The 18,785-nt window shown below is 54.5% G+C and carries 17 protein-coding genes and 1 tRNA gene; 8 read left to right on the top strand and 10 right to left on the bottom strand.

Annotation, left to right across the window (positions count from 1 at the left end; all coding sequences use genetic code 11):
• Positions 1 to 22 precede the first annotated feature (22 nt).
• From KWG64_RS10530 to gdhA, 4 genes are all read left to right on the top strand, one after another.
• Positions 23 to 460 carry a DUF2000 domain-containing protein gene (locus KWG64_RS10530; RefSeq protein WP_218521858.1) on the top strand — a complete coding sequence of 146 codons (438 nt, stop codon included), beginning with the start codon at positions 23 to 25 and terminating at the stop codon, positions 458 to 460.
• A gap of 68 nt (positions 461 to 528) precedes the next feature.
• The gene (locus tag KWG64_RS10525) at positions 529 to 1,227 is read left to right on the top strand and encodes a phosphatase PAP2 family protein (protein ID WP_152327267.1); all 699 of its coding nucleotides are present in this window, start codon (positions 529 to 531) and stop codon (positions 1,225 to 1,227) included.
• Between the two features lie 175 nt (positions 1,228 to 1,402).
• Positions 1,403 to 1,888 carry a methylated-DNA--[protein]-cysteine S-methyltransferase gene (locus tag KWG64_RS10520; RefSeq protein WP_195815622.1) on the top strand — a complete coding sequence of 162 codons (486 nt, stop codon included), beginning with the start codon at positions 1,403 to 1,405 and terminating at the stop codon, positions 1,886 to 1,888.
• A gap of 135 nt (positions 1,889 to 2,023) precedes the next feature.
• Positions 2,024 to 3,367 carry an NADP-specific glutamate dehydrogenase gene (gene gdhA, locus KWG64_RS10515; RefSeq protein WP_218521857.1) on the top strand — a complete coding sequence of 448 codons (1,344 nt, stop codon included), beginning with the start codon at positions 2,024 to 2,026 and terminating at the stop codon, positions 3,365 to 3,367.
• A gap of 70 nt (positions 3,368 to 3,437) precedes the next feature.
• Here gdhA and KWG64_RS10510 read toward each other — a convergent pair whose 3' ends face one another.
• On the bottom strand, positions 3,438 to 5,708 hold the full coding sequence (locus KWG64_RS10510; RefSeq protein WP_218521856.1) for a TonB-dependent siderophore receptor: 2,271 nt from the start codon (positions 5,706 to 5,708) through the stop codon (positions 3,438 to 3,440).
• A gap of 230 nt (positions 5,709 to 5,938) precedes the next feature.
• Between KWG64_RS10510 and fes the strand changes: the two genes are divergently transcribed.
• Entirely contained in the window at positions 5,939 to 7,273 is a 1,335-nt protein-coding gene (gene fes, locus KWG64_RS10505) for an enterochelin esterase (protein ID WP_218521855.1), read from the top strand.
• Here the strand turns inward: fes and KWG64_RS10500 are convergent.
• From KWG64_RS10500 to KWG64_RS10480, 5 genes are all read right to left on the bottom strand, one after another.
• The gene (locus tag KWG64_RS10500; protein WP_218521854.1) at positions 7,262 to 8,065 is read right to left on the bottom strand and encodes an ATP-binding cassette domain-containing protein; all 804 of its coding nucleotides are present in this window, start codon (positions 8,063 to 8,065) and stop codon (positions 7,262 to 7,264) included. The two genes, fes and KWG64_RS10500, sit on opposite strands and share 12 nt — an antisense overlap.
• Positions 8,062 to 9,090, bottom strand: coding sequence for an iron-enterobactin ABC transporter permease (gene fepG, locus KWG64_RS10495; protein ID WP_218521853.1), 1,029 nt, complete (start codon positions 9,088 to 9,090; stop codon positions 8,062 to 8,064). The genes KWG64_RS10500 and fepG overlap by 4 nt, the downstream gene beginning before the upstream one ends.
• 2 nt (positions 9,091 to 9,092) lie before the next feature.
• Positions 9,093 to 10,127 (bottom strand): Fe(3+)-siderophore ABC transporter permease, encoded by a 1,035-nt coding sequence (gene fepD / locus KWG64_RS10490; RefSeq protein WP_370628643.1) that lies wholly within the window; start codon positions 10,125 to 10,127, stop codon positions 9,093 to 9,095.
• Between the two features lie 11 nt (positions 10,128 to 10,138).
• Complete coding sequence (gene fepB, locus KWG64_RS10485; RefSeq protein ID WP_218521919.1) at positions 10,139 to 11,107, bottom strand: Fe2+-enterobactin ABC transporter substrate-binding protein; 969 nt, start codon at positions 11,105 to 11,107, stop codon at positions 10,139 to 10,141.
• Between the two features lie 176 nt (positions 11,108 to 11,283).
• Positions 11,284 to 11,360: transfer RNA gene (locus tag KWG64_RS10480), tRNA-Ile, on the bottom strand.
• Between the two features lie 142 nt (positions 11,361 to 11,502).
• On the opposite strand from KWG64_RS10480, the gene mug reads away from it, so the two are divergent.
• Positions 11,503 to 12,000, top strand: a complete 498-nt coding sequence (gene mug, locus KWG64_RS10475) for a G/U mismatch-specific DNA glycosylase (protein WP_218521851.1) — start codon at positions 11,503 to 11,505, stop codon at positions 11,998 to 12,000.
• Positions 12,001 to 12,083: 83 nt separating this feature from the next.
• Here the strand turns inward: mug and rpoD are convergent, their stop codons facing one another.
• The 3 genes from rpoD to rpsU all read right to left on the bottom strand — a co-directional run bounded on the left by rpoD (position 12,084) and on the right by rpsU (position 16,217).
• Positions 12,084 to 13,922: an RNA polymerase sigma factor RpoD gene (gene rpoD, locus KWG64_RS10470; RefSeq protein WP_095923569.1), complete on the bottom strand. Its 1,839-nt coding sequence runs from the start codon at positions 13,920 to 13,922 to the stop codon at positions 12,084 to 12,086.
• A gap of 195 nt (positions 13,923 to 14,117) precedes the next feature.
• Complete coding sequence (gene dnaG, locus KWG64_RS10465; protein WP_195825693.1) at positions 14,118 to 15,866, bottom strand: DNA primase; 1,749 nt, start codon at positions 15,864 to 15,866, stop codon at positions 14,118 to 14,120.
• A gap of 135 nt (positions 15,867 to 16,001) precedes the next feature.
• On the bottom strand, positions 16,002 to 16,217 hold the full coding sequence (rpsU, locus tag KWG64_RS10460; protein ID WP_001144069.1) for a 30S ribosomal protein S21: 216 nt from the start codon (positions 16,215 to 16,217) through the stop codon (positions 16,002 to 16,004).
• A gap of 315 nt (positions 16,218 to 16,532) precedes the next feature.
• Between rpsU and tsaD the strand changes: the two genes are divergently transcribed.
• The gene (gene tsaD, locus KWG64_RS10455; protein WP_195825692.1) at positions 16,533 to 17,546 is read left to right on the top strand and encodes a tRNA (adenosine(37)-N6)-threonylcarbamoyltransferase complex transferase subunit TsaD; all 1,014 of its coding nucleotides are present in this window, start codon (positions 16,533 to 16,535) and stop codon (positions 17,544 to 17,546) included.
• Between the two features lie 76 nt (positions 17,547 to 17,622).
• On the opposite strand, the gene plsY is transcribed toward tsaD, so the two are convergent.
• Positions 17,623 to 18,252: a glycerol-3-phosphate 1-O-acyltransferase PlsY gene (plsY, locus tag KWG64_RS10450; RefSeq protein WP_165061474.1), complete on the bottom strand. Its 630-nt coding sequence runs from the start codon at positions 18,250 to 18,252 to the stop codon at positions 17,623 to 17,625.
• Between the two features lie 107 nt (positions 18,253 to 18,359).
• On the opposite strand from plsY, the gene folB reads away from it, so the two are divergent.
• A complete protein-coding gene (gene folB, locus KWG64_RS10445; protein ID WP_195825691.1) occupies positions 18,360 to 18,716 on the top strand; it encodes a bifunctional dihydroneopterin aldolase/7,8-dihydroneopterin epimerase in 357 nt (118 codons plus the stop codon).
• Positions 18,717 to 18,785 lie beyond the last annotated feature (69 nt).

Here is an 18,785-nt window from a genome sequence, read left to right as displayed (position 1 = left end):
TCAACCAGACCGGAGCCTAATAATGAATACGCCTGCAACACTTCTTTCTTCTTCGCCTGAACGCTGCGTGATCGTCATCAATCAGCAACTGACCGCCGGACACGCCGCCAATGCCGCCGCCGTGCTGGCGCTGACGCTCGGCCAGCGCCATCCGTCGCTGGTCGGTGCGCCGCTGATTGATGCCGATCACCGCGAGCATCCGGGGCTGATCCCGATTGGTATCAGTGTGCTGGTTGCCGACAGCAAACAGCTCACACAGCTTCATCAGCATGTGCTGAATGATGATGAAATGGACGGCATTATTTTTCCGGCAGAAGGGCAGCAAACCACGGATTACGCGGCCTTTCGTGAAGCGGTTGCCATCGTGCCAACGGGTAACTTAGCACTGCTGGGCATCGCGCTGGCGGGGAAAAAGAAAGTCGTCAGAAAGCTGACCGGAAAACTCGGCCTGCTGGGCTGAATTTGTCATTTAACCGTCATATTCCTTCTCTATTCTCCTGATATTCAAAAAATATCAGGAGATTCACCGTGCGTAAGTCACTTGTCGCTTTACTGCTTTTCACTCTGGGTTCGACGTTTGTTGTTCAGGCCGCTGACGAAGCGAAGCCGTTCATCACTTCTGAACAGCTTGATCTGACCAAATATTTGCCTGCGCCACCGGCTGATGATTCCGCTCAGACCAAAGCCGAGCTGAAAGAATTACTGGAAATCCAGGCGACACGTACGCCGGAACAGGAAAAAGCGGCGATTGCCGATGCCGAAGAAAACGTCTGGCGTTATGCCGATGTGATGGGCCCGGATTTTACAGCTGAAAAATTGCCGAAAACTGCCGCGCTGTTTGACCGCGTGGTCGCGACGGAAGACGTGGTGGACGATCACGCCAAGAAAGCATTTAACCGCCCGCGCCCGTACATGCTGGATGAGCAGATTCATCCGCTGCTGAAAAAATCCAAATCCGGTTCATGGCCTTCCGGGCACTCCACCATCGGTTACCTGATGGCGACCGTGCTGGGCGAAATGGTGCCGGAAAAACGTAATGCGCTGTTCACCCGCGCCGCCGGTTATGCCGAAAATCGCCTGGTGGCCGGTTTCCATTACCGTTCTGATACCGTGATGAGCCGTACCGGTGCCGCGCTGATTGCGCAGAGAATTTCTGAAGAGCCTGAATTCAAAGCAGAATTTGACGCCGCAAAAGCCGAGCTGCGCGCACAGATGGGCCTGAAATAACCGCTTTTCTCCCCTGCAATATACCTACCCCTGAAGCGTTACATTCAACAATGTAACGCTTTCATTTTTCGAAGATTCTCTGGAAGACATCCCGCAAATCCCTGTTTTGCCTCTTGGTCTGTTTCGCGCCTTTCCGGTAAAGTGGTCAGCGCATAACAGGCTGAGGAAAGCACAAATGGAATACAGATTTAAGCGGGTAGAATCACCGGTCGGATTACTCACACTGGCGGCAAAAGGCGACAAGCTGACGGCTATTTTGTGGGAATGCGAAATTGATGGCCGGGTGAAACTGGGCGAAATGATGGAAGACCCGACGTTTCCCATTTTGCTGAAAACCGAACAACAGTTGAATGAATATTTTGCGGGCAAGCGCACGCGCTTTGAGCTGGATCTTGATTTCACCGGCACCGAGTTTCAGAAAGAAGTCTGGGCGGCGCTGCTGGAAATTCCGTTTGGTGAAACGCGTAGCTACGGCGATATCGCCCGACGAATTGGTCGCCCGAAAGCCGTCCGCGCCGTGGGGGCCGCCAATGGCCGCAACCCGATTTCCATTGTCGCGCCGTGCCATCGCGTGATTGGTGCGTCCGGAAAACTCACCGGTTTTGCTGGCGGGCTGGACAATAAAGCGCTGCTGCTCAAACTGGAAGGCCGTAAATCCTGAGGGGATTTTTGCTGTTTTTCACTGAGCATAAAGGGCGAGAAATTGCTTGATGTCCGTTCGTAAGTCGATGCATAGTCAAAAAATAAGCAGCAAATAACAAAGACAACATCACTTACGAAACGGAGTTTTACCCTCATGGATCAAATTCAATCCCTCGAACAGTTCTTATCCTCAGTCCAGCAACGCGACCCGCATCAGGTCGAATTTTCTCAGGCCGTTCGTGAAGTCATGACCACGCTCTGGCCGTTCCTCGAACAAAACCCGCAATACCGTCGTTCTTCTTTATTAGAACGTCTGGTGGAGCCGGAGCGCGTGATTCAGTTCCGCATTGCGTGGGTGGATGACAAAAATCAGGTACAGGTAAACCGCGGCTGGCGCGTGCAGTTCAGCTCGGCCATCGGCCCGTATAAAGGCGGCATGCGTTTCCACCCGTCGGTCAATTTATCAATTCTGAAATTCCTCGGTTTTGAACAGACGTTTAAAAACGCGCTGACCACGCTGCCAATGGGCGGCGGGAAGGGCGGGAGTGATTTCAATCCAAAAGGCAAAAGCGAAGGCGAGATCATGCGCTTCTGTCAGGCGCTGATGCTGGAACTTTACCGCCATCTGGGCCCGGACACGGACGTACCGGCGGGCGATATCGGCGTCGGCGGGCGTGAAGTCGGTTATATGGCGGGGATGATGAAAAAACTCTCCAACAACACCGCGAGCGTGTTCACCGGTAAAGGCCTGTCGTTTGGCGGCAGCCTGATCCGTCCGGAAGCCACCGGTTATGGCCTGATTTACTTCACGCAGTCCATGCTGCGCCGTCACGGGCTGGATTTCGAAGGCATGCGCGTGGCGGTGTCTGGCTCGGGTAACGTGGCGCAATACGCCATCGAAAAAGCCATGTCGCTGGGCGCACGCGTGATTACAGCGTCGGATTCAAACGGCACCGTGGTTGATGAAGTCGGTTTCACGCCGGAAAAACTGGCATTGCTGACAGAAATCAAAGCCAGCCGCGACGGCCGCGTATCTGATTACGCGCAAAAACTGGGGCTGACGTATCTCGAAGGCCAGCAGCCGTGGAACGTGCCTGCAGACATCGCGCTGCCGTGCGCTACCCAAAATGAGCTGGGCGTGGAAGCGGCACGGGTGCTGATCGCCAACGGCGTAAAAGCCGTGGCGGAAGGCGCAAATATGCCGACGACCATTGAAGCCACCGACCTGTTTGTTGAAGCGGGCGTGCTGTTCGCGCCGGGTAAAGCGGCCAATGCCGGTGGTGTAGCGACGTCCGGGCTGGAGATGGCGCAGAACGCTGCGCGTCTGAGCTGGAAAGCCGAAGAAGTGGACGCACGCTTACGCCACATCATGCTCGATATTCATCATTCATGCGTGGAGTACGGCGGTGAAGGCAAACAAACGCAGTATGTGCGCGGTGCCAATATCGCTGGTTTCGTGAAAGTCGCGGATGCCATGCAGGCGCAGGGCGTGCTGTAACCTGAATGTCCGTTGGAGAAACAAAAAAGCCACCTTTGCAGGTGGCTTTTTTACAGGTCAGAGGCTGAGCTTAGAAGTGCGTGTTCAGGCTCATGTAGAAAGTCCGGCCCGGTTCGTTGTAGGTTGCTGCACCCGCGCCGTACATATAGGCGTTAGTGGTTGCGTTACCCACGGTCTGGGCATTGCCCGCGCGGAACTGACGCTTGTCGAACACGTTATCAATACCGGCGGTTACGCTGACATTTTTAGTCGCCACGTACGTGCCACTCAGGCCAACCACTGAATACGGGCTGACTTCGTTCTTCTCACTTCCGGTTACGGCTTCACCCTTGTAGTTGTATTTTTTCGGCTTCTGACGGCCATACCAGGTCAGGGTGGACTGCACGGAGAAATCTTCCGTTGCCTGCCAGCTCAGCGTGGAGTTGATCGTAAATTCAGGGATGATCGACAGATAATCGCCGGTCTCTTTGTTTTTACTTTCAATCATGTAAGTCCCGTTGTTATTCCAGGAAATGGTGCTGGTGACCGGAATATTCAACGTACCTTCCAGCCCCTGAACGACGGCTTTAGGAACGTTTTGCCATTTATAAACGTCAGTGGTGCCCGTCGTTGATGTGCCGGTTGGCAGATAGCCCGCTTCAATTTTGTTGCGGTAGTCATTACGGAAATAGGTTACGCCCGCCTGATAGCCGTTGCGGTGGAACTCAAGTCCGATCTCTTTGTTGATGCTGGTTTCTGCGTCGAGATCTTTATTCCCCACCAGATAACAGCCACCGCCGCTGGCTGCACAACCCTGGCCTTTACTGTAAAGCACGTAGTTTGGATTGGTCTGATACAGGCTTGGCGCTTTGTAGGCACGCGCGATCCCCATTTTCAGCGTGAAATCATCGCCCAGTTCCTGAGACAGGTTCAGGGAAGGACTCCAGTTATTGCCGACAATAGAATGATGATCGAAACGCAGGCCCGGAACCAGCATCGTGCTGTCGGTCAGTTCGATGTTGTCTTCCGCAAACAGCGAGAAGATTTCCGCCTGCGAATACGGGCTGCGACCGGTGCTGTCGATACCGTCAATGGCACCGCCGAGCATAGACTGAATGTTGGAAGACGGGTCTTTCATCTTCTGCTGGTTCCATTCAGTGCCAAATGTTGCTGTTTGCGGAACGCCTAAATCAAACGGAATGCTGACTTCGCTGTGCGCAAGAATGTCGCCCAGCGCGATGGTATTGAAGCTGTCGTCAGAGAAAATCCCCTCGGTGCCGCCCGCCAGACCTTCATCCATGCGTGAGTTACGGGTTTTTTCGTACTGCACATAGTTGGTGGTGGAAACACCGTTGTCCCATGCGCCTTTGTACGTCAGGGCGTAGGACTGGCGGTAAATACGGTTGGTCTCTTTGCCGTACATACTTTTAACCAGCGCGCTGGTATTGGTGTTTTGTGTGTCACCGGCGTACAGGTTGCCCTGACGGCTGTTGGACACCTCAAACTCCAGTGACTGCATGCGGGCGAAATCCCAGTGCAGCATGGCGTCGATATTTTTATTGATGACGCCTTCGCGACCGGCCGGAACGGTGTCGGTATAGGTGCCGGTGCGTTCGGACTGATGGCCGTCGTTGATATACTGCGAATCAGCCTGCGTTTTGCTGTAGCCGCCAAACAGACGGAAACTGAACTGGTCGCTGAGCGGGCCGGACAGGCTGAAATCGGTGCGTTTCGTTGAGCCTTCTTCTTTGTGCTGCGGCGCGTTCATGTAGGTATTCCACGAGCCGTGCCATTCGCTGGTGTCTTTTTTGGTGATGATATTCACCACGCCGCCTGCCGCGCCATTACCATAACGCGCCGCCGCCGGGCCGCGGATCACTTCGATGCGGTCAATCATATCTGGCGGAACCCAGCTGGTATCGCCGCGGGTATCACGCTCGCCGCGCCAGCCCTGACGCACGGAGTTGCGGCTGTTCACCGGTAAACCGTCGATCAGGATCAGGGTGTTTTCCGGGCCCATGCCACGGATATCAATCTGGCGGTTGTTGCCGCGCTGGCCGCTGGTGGAGTTGCCGGTCAGGTTTACGCCGGGCATGGTGCGGATCAGTTCGTTGATGTCGCGTGCCGGTGGGCGTTTTTGGATTTCATCAGACGTAATGGTGGAAACACCCGGAGCCTGAAGGTTTTGCTGTGCAGCGGTGACGACCAGAGTGTCTTCGGTTTTTTTCGGCGTTTCAGTGGCCGTAGTCCCGGTTTCTGTTGCGGTTGTTGCGGAGGTTTCTGCTGCGCTGACGGGGAAAGTAAGCGCTGATCCCAGCCCGATTAAGGTTGCCAGCGAATAGTGTGGTAGCCTGCTTTTCATGTCGGATTCTGCCCTGAAATTCCATCCTTTCCTGAAAAATAGCGAGATTGAACAGGAGGATGGCCTGTTGTGTGTGTAGTTTTTATTGACCCGCGTTACGGGCGGTAACACACTATTGCAAATAAAAACAATTATCAATTAGATTCCCATTCCTAATTTGTAGGGAAAGTGTAAAGCGCCATACCGGGAATGTTTTTTCTTGTCTGCCAGAAGGCTGTAAAGCGTAAAAAATGATGAAATATCAGCATCCGCAAAAAACTGCGGCTCAGGCCATGTTGTTGGAACCTCTGGCCGGAAGTGCCGCGTGGTGGAATGAAATTGCTGCGCGGGGAACGCCGTGGACAGAACCTTCGCGCGAGGGTTTTTGTCGTGTGACGTTCTTCTGGCGGGATCCGCAGGGCGACGAAACGACGTCGGAGACCCGGCGTGTCTGGATCAACATCAACGGCATCACCGATCACCATCAGTCGTCGCCGCCGCAGAGTTTGCAGCGGCTGGCAGGAACGGATGTCTGGCACTGGCAGACCGAATTGCGTGCAGACTGGCGCGGAAGCTACAGCCTGATCCCACGTACCGAATCCGGCGCTGAATTTCCGCAAAATAACGATGATTATCAGAGCATGCTTGCCGCGCGTGAATGGTGGAAAAACCTCTTCCGCCACGCGACGCACGATCCGCTGAATCCGCATCGGCCGTGGCCCGGTGCAAAATCCCATGCGTTGTCCGGCCTGCATATGCCGGAAGCGTTGCCACAGCCCGCCTGGGAAAAGTTTGATCTTGATGGCCCGAAAGCGCCGCAAGCTCCGGCTGCGTTACAAACATTCCGCTGGAAAAGTGCGCGTCTGGGGAATATGCGAAACGTCTGGGTGTTTACCCCCGGCGAAAGCCAGGAGCCTGCCTCGCGCCCGCTGGCGATCCTGCTCGACGGCCAGTTTTGGGCGAAACAGATGCCCGTCTGGCAGCCACTGACGCAGCTCACGCGCGAAGGGGCGCTGCCCGACGCGGTCTATGTGCTGATCGATGTTATTGATATACAAACCCGCAGCCGCGAGCTGACCTGCAATCCGGAGTTCTGGCTGGCGGTGCAGGACGAGTTATTGCCTCAGGTAAGAAAACTGGCCGCGCACAGCGATAACGCGCAAAAAACGGTAGTCGCGGGGCAGAGTTTTGGTGGCCTTTCTTCGCTTTACGCCGGTTTGCACTGGCCCGAACGTTTCGGCTGCGTGCTGAGTCAGTCAGGGTCTTTCTGGTGGCCGCGCCGCCATCGTCAGCAAGCCAGTGATGATCAGCAAGAAGCGGAAAGCATCCTGTCGCAGGTTGAAAAAGGGCTGGGGGAACGCAGCCATTTGAAAATCTTTATGGAAGCCGGCAGAAACGAAAAGCTGATTTATGACGTGAATAATCAGATGGAGGCACTGCTGAAACCGACCCCCAATCAGGTGCATTACCGTGTGCTGGAAGGCGGGCACGACGCGCTGTGGTGGCGCGGCGGTTTGCTCGACGGCCTGTGCAGTCTGTGGGATGAGACGCAGTGGGCCGCCGGAGATCCTCCGTCAGACGGCTAAATTGCCGAGCGGAATAATTAATGGCGTATGTGACACCGGGCAGTCGATGATTGAGCAACGCAATCCGAAAACCTGCTCAATCAGTTCCGGCGTCACGATATCGGCAGGCGCGCCTTCTGCGAGGATTTTTCCGTCGCGCATGGCGATAAGATGCCCGGCGTAGCGGCAGGCCTGATTCAGATCGTGCAGCACGACGACCAGCGTCCGGCCATTTTCCTGATTCAGGCGACACATCAGCTCCATCAAATCAATCTGATGCGCGATATCCAGCCAGGTCGTCGGCTCGTCCAGAAGCAGCAGCGGCGTTTGCTGCGCCAACACCATGGCAATCCACACCCGCTGCCGCTGCCCGCCGGACAGTGAATTCACTGTGCTTTCCGCCAGTTCATAAACACCGGTTGCCCGCATCGCGTCATCGACAGCCTGCGTGTCCTGCGCATTCCAGCGGCTGAACAGATTCTGGTGCGGATAGCGCCCGCGACCGACCAGATCGGCCACCGTGATATCACCCGGCGCGGTCGAACTTTGCGGCAATAAGCCCAGCTTTTTTGCCACGTCTTTCGTTCCGTAATCGCCAATCAGTTTTCCGTCGAGAAAAACCGTGCCGGACTGCGGCTGCATCAGGCGGCTCAGCGTACGTAACAACGTCGATTTTCCGCAGGCGTTAGGCCCGATAATCACCGTCAGTTTTCCTTCCGGAATCGACACTGATAAATCCCGTGCGATGACTTTTTTGTCGTAACCGAGCGTCAGGTTCTGGGCATATAGCGGTGAAAAATGTTCAGTCTTCATGAGCGGCGGGACTCCCGGATGAGCAAACCAATCAGATAAATACCGCCGAGACTGACGGTGAGCACGCCGACGGGCAGTTGATAAGGCAGGAAGAGACGCTGCGCCGCGACGTCTGCGGCGAGCAGCAGCAGTGCGCCGGTCAGTGCGGCAAAAAATAACGCGTGCTGCTGGCTGGCGCACAGGCGGCGGGAAATCTGCGGTGCCACCAGCGCGATAAAGGAAATGGGCCCGGCCAGCGCCGTCGCAGCGGCGGTTAATGCCACGCCCGCCAGCATCAGCAGCAGACGCGAACGTTCCACCGGCACACCCAGCGCGCACGCGGTATCGTCACCCATTTCCAGCAAACGCATTCGCGAGGACAGCAGCCGGGCGAGGAACAGCGCCGTGACAATCAGGGCGATCACCGGCAGGCTTTTCTCCCACGTAATCCCGTTGAGCGAACCCGCATGCCATAACCCGGCGGTGAGCGCAGATTCCAGCGACGCGTTGATAATCAGCCAGGTATTGCCCGCAATCAGCAGCGCCCGCACGCCGATACCGACAATAATCAGGCGGAAGGTTTCGACGCCCTGACGCCACGCCAGCGCATAAACCAGCAGCACACTGACGATGCCTCCGGCCATGGCACCGATCATGGTTTCACCCGCGCTGGCGTTGAATAACACGATGGCCAGTAAAACGCCGCTGTAGGCGCCGGTGTTAAAACCGATGACGTCCGGGCTGCCCAGCGGATTGCGCAGCAGTGACTGGAAAATCGCACCGCTGACGCCCAGCGCCGCGCCGATGATCAGCGCCATCACCACACGCGGCAGACGCCACTGCGTCACAATGATGTGCAGATTTTTCGGGCCATCGCCGAGCAGGGCGCTGACGACCTGAGCCGGTTTCAGCGCCAGCGCGCCGCTGCCCAGCGCAAATATCGCCAGTAAGAGTGCGCATAAAGCTAACGCCACCGCCGTCAGAAATGGCCGAGAAATTAGCGTGTTTCTTTTCAGCGTGCGGGATTCAGATTCTCTCTGGCTCATGGCTAACCTCTGCGCAATCCGCCGGGGCGGCGAACCAGAAAAATAAGCACCGGCGCGCCGATAAAGGCGACGACGACTGAAACCCGCAACTCACCGCTGACCAGAAGCCGCCCGGCGATATCCGCCGCAAGCAACAGCGTCGGCGTGAGAACCAGCGTCCACGGCAACAGCCAGCGGGGATCCGCACGACAAATCCAGCGTGCCATATGCGGCACCATCAGACCCACAAATGCGACGGGGCCGACGGCCGCTGTCGCGCTGCCGCATAACAGCGTGATGGCCAGTAATCCCAGCAGCTGGGTCGTGATGATTTTAGTGCCCAGCGCGGTCGCCAGTTCACTGCCCATCGTCAGATTATTCAGGGAACGGGTCATCAGCAAACTGAGGAAAATGGCGAAAAGGATCGGCGGTGTGACGGTACGGAACACCACCATATTGCGGATATCCAGCGAACCGGCTTGCCAGAAGCGCAGCTGATCGTAAACCTGCGGATTCAGCAGGGAAATTCCCGATGAGAACCCTTCCAGAACGGCCGCCAGCGCAACGCCCGCCAGCGTGAGACGAACGGGATCCAGCCTTCCGCGCCCGAGTGCGCCAATCATGGCGACCAGCATCGTCGCTGATAAGGCTCCGGCAAACGAGAACCACAGATAACCGCTGACATCTGTGGCACCAAAGAAGGCAATCCCGAGAACGACCGCAAACCCGGCACCGGCGTTAACGCCAAGAATACCGGGGTCGGCCAGCGGATTACGGGTCAGGATTTGCATCAGCGCGCCCGATAATCCGAGCGCCATTCCTGCCAGTAAACCTGCCAGCGTTCTCGGCAGACGGGCGTCGGTGACGATCACGCAGTCAGCGCTGGCACAGTGCCCGTTGAGTGCTGAAATCACGGTGCTGAATGGAAGAGATTTCGCGCCCAGCAACAGACTCAGCGCCATCATCAGAACAAGCAGCAGCACGGCAAACAGTATTCCGGTGGCCTGTCGCGAAAACTGCCCCGGCGATGAAACGCGGGGCGCAGGAATTGCACGCATAAGACGAGGCATCAGCGGGCGGCGAACAGGGTTTCAAGCTGCGTCAGCATGTTGCTGGCGCTGTAATAATCCAGCCTGAAAGTGTCATCACCCATCGCATAAACGTGCCTGCCTTCTACGGCAGGTAATTTCGCGAGGAACGGATTGCTCAGCAGGCGCTCCGAGTCGCTTTGACTGGCGGAGAATAGCAGCAGGGTCTGGCCGTTCAGTGCGTCAGGCATTTTCTCGCCGGAAAGCTGAATGATGTCATGACGTTTGCCCTGGCTCAGGCTGGCGGCAATATTCAAAGGCACCAGGGCCAGTTTAAACCCCAACTCTTGCAGCAACTGTCCCTGCGGTGAGGCGGGGGTCCAGAGATTTGCTGTTTTGCCATCGGCACTGTAAACCAGTGCAGAAACAGGCTGTGGCGGCAGTTTCATGGCTTTTTTTAATGCGGTTTCACGTGCCTCGAACCGGGCAATAACGGCAGCAGCATCGGCGTCCTTGCCGGTTGCCTGACCTAATTCCTTCGCCAGATCCTGCCAGTTTTTGTCGTCATAATTAACCACCATGACCGGCGCAATCGCGGAGAGCTGATCATAAAGTTTCAGGGCGGAATCACCGCCGGTGGCAGCAATAATAATTAAGTCGGGAGCATGACCGGCAATGGCTTCGGCATTCGGTTCGCCGACGTACAGACGTTCAACTCCGCGCTGTTTCGCGACATCTCCCCACTGGCGGAAGAAGCCCTGCTGATCGGCAAATCGGCTGTCTGCCCCGGAAGCCCCGCTGGCAATTACGGGCGCGTTGATGGCCAGCAATGTTCCTGTGACCGTCACGCTGGTGGACACAATTCGCTGCGGAGGTTGCTGCAATGTGAGGATGCCATGAGAAGTTTTTATCTCGCGAGGCCAGCCTTCCGCAAAGGCGTGAGTGGTGAAAAACAGTGATAAAAAAAGCCCGGCGATCCCTGCAAAAATGCGAAAACCAGCGCTAATCATTGGATCCATTCCCTAATCTTTAATGTTAATGGTTCTCATTATTATATTTGAGCGAGGCGGGGTCAATCGCGGGTAGGGGAGAATAAGGGTAAAGGTCTGGTTAAGAAGGGGGTTATGGAAACAAAAAAGCCACTTCTTGCGAAGTAGCTTAATCGTCTGAATCTGAAACTAAAATTTGGTGGCCCTTGCTGGACTTGAACCAGCGACCAAGCGATTATGAGTCGCGTGCTCTAACCAACTGAGCTAAAGGGCCGAGGTGCGGGATTATACGGTAAACCTTGCTTACAGGTCTATATGTGTTCGGTTTGTATGCGCGTTTTGTGCACAGTTCTAGTATGTTGTGTTCGCAGACTTTTTTACCCATAACTCGAGCAAATACGTCTCAGGAAAACATTATGCTTACAGATATCCTCGTGGAGGATCTTCAGGTTGTGTTCTGCGGCATTAATCCCGGTCTTTCTTCTGCTCACAAAGGTTATCCTTTTGCTAATGGCAGTAACCGTTTCTGGAAAGTCATTCATCAGGCGGGATTTACCGGGCGTCAGTTAGCGCCGGAAGAGTGGCAGCAGTTGCAGGATTTCGGCTGCGGGATCACGGCGCTTGTAGCGCGCCCGACGGTTGAAGCCAGCGAGTTAAACCGTGATGAATTGCGCGATGGCGGTGAGATGCTCAAAGAGAAAATCTTGCGTTATCAGCCGCGTGCGTTAGCCATTCTGGGTAAGCAGGCCTTCAGCAAGGCGTTTGGCATCAGCAAGGTTAACTGGGGGCATCAGGCGCTGAAAATTGGCCGGACTGATGTCTGGGTTTTGCCGAATCCCAGCGGGCTGAACCGCGCGACGCTCGATGAGCTGGTTGCTTCATATCGTGAGCTGTATACGTCGCTGAATCCCTGAATTTCTGGCGAACCCTGATAAAAAAAGCCCCGCCATTTCCAGAGAAAGGCGGGGCTTTTTAATGGCTGACAGCCTGAGGACGATTAATCGTCCAGGAAGCTGCGCAGCACTTCGGAGCGGCTTGGGTGGCGCAGTTTACGCAACGCTTTCGCTTCAATCTGACGGATACGTTCACGGGTAACGTCGAACTGTTTGCCCACTTCTTCCAGAGTGTGGTCAGTGTTCATGTCGATACCGAAACGCATACGCAGAACTTTCGCTTCACGTGCGGTCAGGCCAGCCAGAACGTCGTGCGTTGCAGAACGCAGGCTTTCAGACGTTGCAGAATCCAGTGGCAGCTCGAGGGTTGTATCCTCGATGAAATCACCCAGATGCGAATCTTCATCGTCGCCGATTGGCGTTTCCATGGAGATTGGCTCTTTCGCGATTTTCAGCACTTTACGGATTTTGTCTTCCGGCATCAGCATACGCTCAGCCAGCTCTTCCGGCGTAGGTTCGCGGCCCATCTCTTGCAGCATCTGACGGGAAATACGGTTGAGTTTGTTAATCGTCTCAATCATATGTACCGGGATACGGATGGTACGCGCCTGGTCGGCGATGGAGCGGGTGATAGCCTGACGGATCCACCAGGTCGCATAAGTTGAGAACTTATAACCACGGCGATATTCAAACTTATCAACGGCTTTCATCAGGCCGATGTTACCTTCCTGGATCAGGTCGAGGAACTGCAGACCACGGTTGGTGTATTTCTTCGCGATAGAAATAACCAGACGTAAGTTTGCTTCAACCATCTCTTTCTTCGCGCGACGGGCTTTCGCTTCGCCGATCGACATGCGACGGTTGATATCTTTAACCTGCTCGATAGTCAGGCCAGTTTCTTCTTCGATCTGACGCAGTTTCATCAGGCCGCGCTGTACGTCTTCAGTGACTTCTTTCAGCTTCTCAGACCACGGTTTACCCATGGCAAGAGCGGCATCAAACCAGGTATCGCTGGTTTCGTTACCGGCGAACAGGTTGACGAAGTTTTTCTTCGGCATTTTGCACTGTTCAACGCACACTTTCATGATCAGACGTTCCTGAGCACGAACGCGATCCATCATGGAACGCATGCTGTTAACCAGGAAATCGAACTGTTTTGGCACCAGACGGAACTGTTTGAACACGTCAGACAGTTTCAGGATTTCTTCTGCTGCGCTCTTGTGACTACGGCCGTTTTTCTTGATGACCAGACGCGTCGCTTCATGCTGTTCACGCAGTTCGGTGAACTTCTGGCGAGCCAGTTCCGGGTCGATGCTGTTGTCGTCTTCAGCGTCGTCGTCTTCATCTTCGTCTTCGTCGTCATCATTCTGCTCTTCAGTGGTCAGTTCAGAACCCACGTGAGTTGCAGTTGGCGCGATTTCTTCTTCGGCGTTAGGGTCAACAAAACCAGTGATCAGGTCAGACAGACGAACTTCGCCTGCTTCAACACGGTCATATTGCTCTAACAAATAAGTGATAGCTTCAGGATATTCAGCAACGGAGCACTGGACCTGATTGATACCGTCTTCGATACGTTTGGCGATGTCGATTTCGCCTTCACGGGTCAGAAGTTCAACGGTACCCATCTCGCGCATATACATACGCACAGGATCGGTGGTACGGCCAATTTCAGATTCAACGCTGGAAAGTACCTGCGCCGCCGCTTCTGCAGCGTCTTCGTCGGTATCAGGGCGGTTTTCGGCCAGCATCAAATCATCGGCGTCAGGTGCTTCTTCAAGAACCTGAATGCCCATGTCGTTAATCATCTGGATGATGTCTTCGATCTGGTCGGAATCGACGATATCTTCCGGCAGATGGTCATTGACCTCAGCATAGGTCAGATAGCCTTGCTCCTTACCACGGGTGACAAGTAGCTTAAGCTGTGACTGCGGGTTTTGCTCCATAAGACGGTATCCACACTTCAGAGTATTTGGGTTGGTGTCGGTCGGGTAACATCGCCAACAATAACGTTAGGGGCGTTTATTGTGCCGCGGCCCACCAGGGCGGCTCTGCGCAGGGCCATGCCCCGCTATATATCGGCACTTAAGCCGTGTTTTCTGTGATAACGCTTCACGCGCTATCATTAATGTTCTTATTTTTTAAGACTTCCTCGCGAGTACCTGGTTCAGGGAACTGACTTCTGTGCGTTCCTCTGGGCTCAGGCCATGCGTCCTGGCTTTTGCTATCAGGGTTTCAAGCCGCTGCTCTAAAATAGAGTCATACAGGCTGGCCAGCGTGGCACGAAATTCCTCTTCGACCATCTCCTCAACGATCATGTGGTTCCATGTCGCCAGAGTTTCAAGTTGCTGGTAGAACTTATTGTCACGATACAGTTCCAGTAATTGGCCTGTTGTCAGCCCCGGCTGGGCTAAGCAAGTGGTAACTAACTCGCTGAACAGATCCAATCCTGGTTGCTTCGCTTGCTCCAAACCTTGCAGCGAGGGTATAAGTGTAGCCAGTTGTGGGTTTTGTACCAGTAACCCTATAAGTATACGCATGGTTGTGCGTTTTAGCTGGGGCGCCTGGTAGACATTGCTCCCTTCTGCCTGTTTAGGCATCAGCTTTTCTAACTGGCTGTCATCTAAAATGCCGAGCTTATTCCCTAACTGCTGACGCAAATACATCCGTAACGTTTCACCGGGAACCTGGCGGATCAGCGGCAATGCCAGCATGCTCAATTTGGTCCGCCCGTCAGGGCTGCTCAAATCAACCTGCGGCATCAGCGAATCAAACAGGAAAGTGGAAAGCGGCATCGCCTGTTCCATCCTTTGTTCGAACGCTTCTTTGCCTTCTTTACGCACCAGCGTGTCCGGATCTTCGCCGTCGGGTAAAAACATAAAACGCAGCTGACGGCCATCGTTGAGATACGGCAATGCCGTTTCCAGTGCGCGCCACGCGGCTTCACGCCCCGCGCGGTCACCGTCATAACAACAAACGATGTTATCCGTGCTGCGGAACATCAGCTGAATGTGGTCCGCCGTCGTTGAGGTTCCCAGCGACGCAACGGCATAATCGATGCCGAACTGCGCCAGTGCGACGACGTCCATATACCCTTCAACGACCAGCAAACGCGCCGGGGAAGGGGCTTTCAGCTGTGCTTCATACAGGCCATACAACTGGCGGCCTTTATGGAAAATCTCGGTTTCCGGTGAGTTCAGGTATTTCGGCGTATCGTTGCCCAAAACTCTGCCACCAAATGCAATCACACGGCCACGTTTGTCGCGTATCGGGAACATCACCCGTTCACGAAAACGATCATAGCTGCGTCCGTTGTCATTGGTGACCAACATACCGGCGTCGATCAGAGACGCTTTATCATCGGCATTCTTACCGAAACGCTTTAAAACGTTGTCCCAGCCCGGTGGGGCGAAACCAATGGCAAAATGATTGATGACGTCTTCACTTAAACCGCGCCGGGCAAGATAGTCTCTGGCCGGTGCACCTGCGGGTTGTTTAAGTGATTGCTGATAGAACTCGCTAAGCGGTGCCATCAGCTGGTAGAGGCTTTGACGCTGATGACGCTCCATCTGAGTCGGGCCAGTGCCTGCTTCGTACGGCACTTCCAGACCCTGCATTGTCGCCAGTTCCTCAATGCTTTCGACAAACTCAAGTCTGTCATAGTTCATCAGGAAATCGACGGCATTGCCGTGGGCACCACAGCCGAAACAGTGATAAAACTGCTTATCGCCATTTACGGTAAATGAGGGTGTTTTCTCATGGTGGAAAGGGCAGCACGCGTGATAATTTTTACCCTGTTTCTTGAGCTTTACACGAGCGTCGATCAAATCGACGATATCGATACGAGCCAGCAAGTCATTGATAAATACGCGCGGAATTCTCCCAGCCATAAGCCCCTTACTCACTAGCCTATAAACGAGAACAAGCCGCGCATTCCTTTCGGAAAGCACGGCCTTCGTATGCTACTACGCAGTCTGCGCGTTCTTAATATTGCAAATCACGCGATTTGGGGTTGCCCCCGAAGATTAATACAGACGAGTGCGGCGTGCGTTTTCGCGAGCCAGTTTCTTGGCGTGGCGTTTTACTGCAGATGCTTTAGCGCGTTTACGTTCGGTAGTCGGTTTTTCATAGAATTCACGACGACGAACTTCTGCCAGAACACCTGCTTTTTCGCAGGAACGCTTGAAGCGACGCAGAGCTACGTCGAACGGCTCGTTTTCACGTACTTTAATTACAGGCATGTGCCTCTCACCTCGATAAAATCGGTTTGTTTGCTGATGTTGTACCAGCACATTTCAAAATGGTGCGGAATTTTACTCCAATTCGCGTCGTCTTGTAAAGCACAACGGCAAATTGAAGCGGGCGCCTTTTGCAACCCTTCTGCAACATAGTGCGCTCGCTTTTGCGTCGGGCGGCGATTATATACCAATCAATCCAAATTGCTCGACATTAATTGCCGGCCGCGTGAGGAATTCCTTCACCAGTGCAGCACTGGTCGGGGCTTGTGTGCTAAACTTCGCGCCGCGAGTTAGCGCGAAACTATGACGGAAAGAGTGATGCGAGTACTGGGTATAGAAACGTCCTGCGATGAAACCGGAATTGCAGTTTATGACAGCGAAGCCGGTCTGTTAGCCAACCAACTGTATAGTCAGGTAAAACTGCATGCAGATTACGGCGGTGTTGTGCCTGAACTGGCCTCGCGTGACCATGTACGTAAAACAGTACCGCTTATTCAGGCTGCGCTGAAAGAGGCCGGGCTGACCGCTCAGGATATCGATGGCGTGGCGTATACCGCCGGTCCGGGCCTTGTCGGTGCGTTGCTGGTCGGCGCAACCATCGGGCGTTCTCTGGCGTTTGCCTGGAATGTGCCGGCGGTGCCTGTTCATCATATGGAAGGCCATTTGCTGGCCCCGATGCTGGAAGATAATCCGCCTGATTTCCCGTTTGTCGCCTTGCTGGTTTCCGGCGGTCACACGCAGTTAATCAGCGTGACCGGCATCGGTAAATATACCCTGCTCGGTGAGTCCATCGACGACGCCGCAGGCGAAGCGTTTGATAAAACAGCCAAATTATTAGGGCTGGATTATCCGGGTGGCCCGTTGCTGTCAAAAATGGCGGCGCAGGGTGTTGCCGGGCGCTTTACGTTCCCGCGCCCGATGACCGATCGTCCTGGGCTGGATTTCAGTTTTTCCGGCCTGAAAACATTCGCTGCCAACACGATCCGTGGCAATGACAGCGATGCACAAACCCATGCCGATATCGCCCGCGCATTCGAAGATGCCGTGGTGGATACGCTGGCAATCAAGTGCAAACGCGCGCTGGATCAGACTGGTTTTAAACGTCTGGTTATGGCTGGTGGTGTCAGTGCAAACCGTACGTTGCGCGCGAAGTTAGCAGAAATGATGACCAAACGTGGGGGCGAAGTATTCTACGCGCGTCCTGAGTTTTGTACCGATAACGGTGCGATGATCGCTTATGCGGGTATGGTGCGCCTGAAAACGGGTGCAACGCCGGACTTAGGCGTGACCGTGCGTCCGCGCTGGCCGTTGGCAGAGTTGCCGCCAGTCTGATCGGGGCTGCGTTGTTAATTAAGTGCGAAAAAAACGACCTTCAATGAGGTCGTTTTTTTATGTCTGAAATCTGACGTTATTCTGCTTTTTCGTCTTTCGCTGCTTTACGTTTTTTCTTCAGCTTATCCCAGATTTTCCCTTCCTGACCGCGCCACAGGCGCTGAATATTGTCGTGGTGACGTAATAAAATCAGGCAGGAAAGCATGGCGACCGGGAATGTGAATTCAGGTTTGAACCACCAGACGTAGAAAGGCGCGATGAGCGCACTGACAATCGCGCCCAGTGAAGAGTATCCGCTGAGCAGCACGGTCAGAAGCCACGTGCCGGTCATCAGGCCGGTTAAGTCCCAGCCGATAGGTGCAATGGCACCGAAAGCGGTGGCCACGCCTTTGCCGCCTTTAAAGCGGAAGAAAACCGGGTAGATATGGCCGACGCATGCCGCAATGGCGGTCAGACCGAGATACATCGGAGGAATGTTCAGACGGTACGCCAGCCAGACGGGCAGCATGCCTTTAAGGACATCGAAAATCAGAACGGCCGCTGCGGCGACACGTCCACCCAGGCGCAAAACGTTCGTAGCACCGGGGTTGCCAGAACCTGCCGTGCGCGGATCCGGTAAGCGGGCGACCCGGCAGACCAGAATCGCACTCGAAATCGAGCCGCAAAGGTAGGCGAAAATAATCATTCCAAGCGCGGTAGCACTCATAAAGCCGTTCCGTCTAATAAGGGTCGTTTTAATCGCAACATCCATGGATAATACGCATTTTCTGCTGGAAGTGGTATCCGGCTGGGCCAAAAACAGAGAATCGCGTGATGGATATCGTATTTATTGAGCAACTAAATGTAATCACCACTATTGGCGCTTACGACTGGGAACAGACCATTAAACAGAAACTGGTGTTCGATATCGAAATGGCGTGGGACAACCGAAAATCGGCCGCCAGTGACGATGTTAATGACTGTTTAAGCTACGCCGATGTCAGTGACGCGGTCATAGAACATGTCTCCTCACAGAATTTTGCGCTGGTTGAACGCGTTGCCGAAGAAGTGGCGGCGCTGCTGCTGGCGCGGTTTAACTCACCGTGGGTTCGCATTAAGCTCAGCAAACCCGGCGCGGTCGCGCAGGCGCTGAACGTTGGCGTGGTGATTGAGCGCGGAAAACGCGGTTAAACCCTGTCCTTAACAAAATTCAGAACCCGGCCATATTTTAATTGTCATAAAAAAGCGTTAAAAGAGCAC

Origin of the sequence: Rahnella sp. PD12R (assembly GCF_019200965.1) — a bacterium.
Taxonomy (GTDB): Bacteria; Pseudomonadota; Gammaproteobacteria; order Enterobacterales; family Enterobacteriaceae; genus Rahnella; species Rahnella laticis.
Note: the sequence above shows the minus strand (reverse complement) of the source record. Positions and strands in the feature narration are given on the sequence as shown.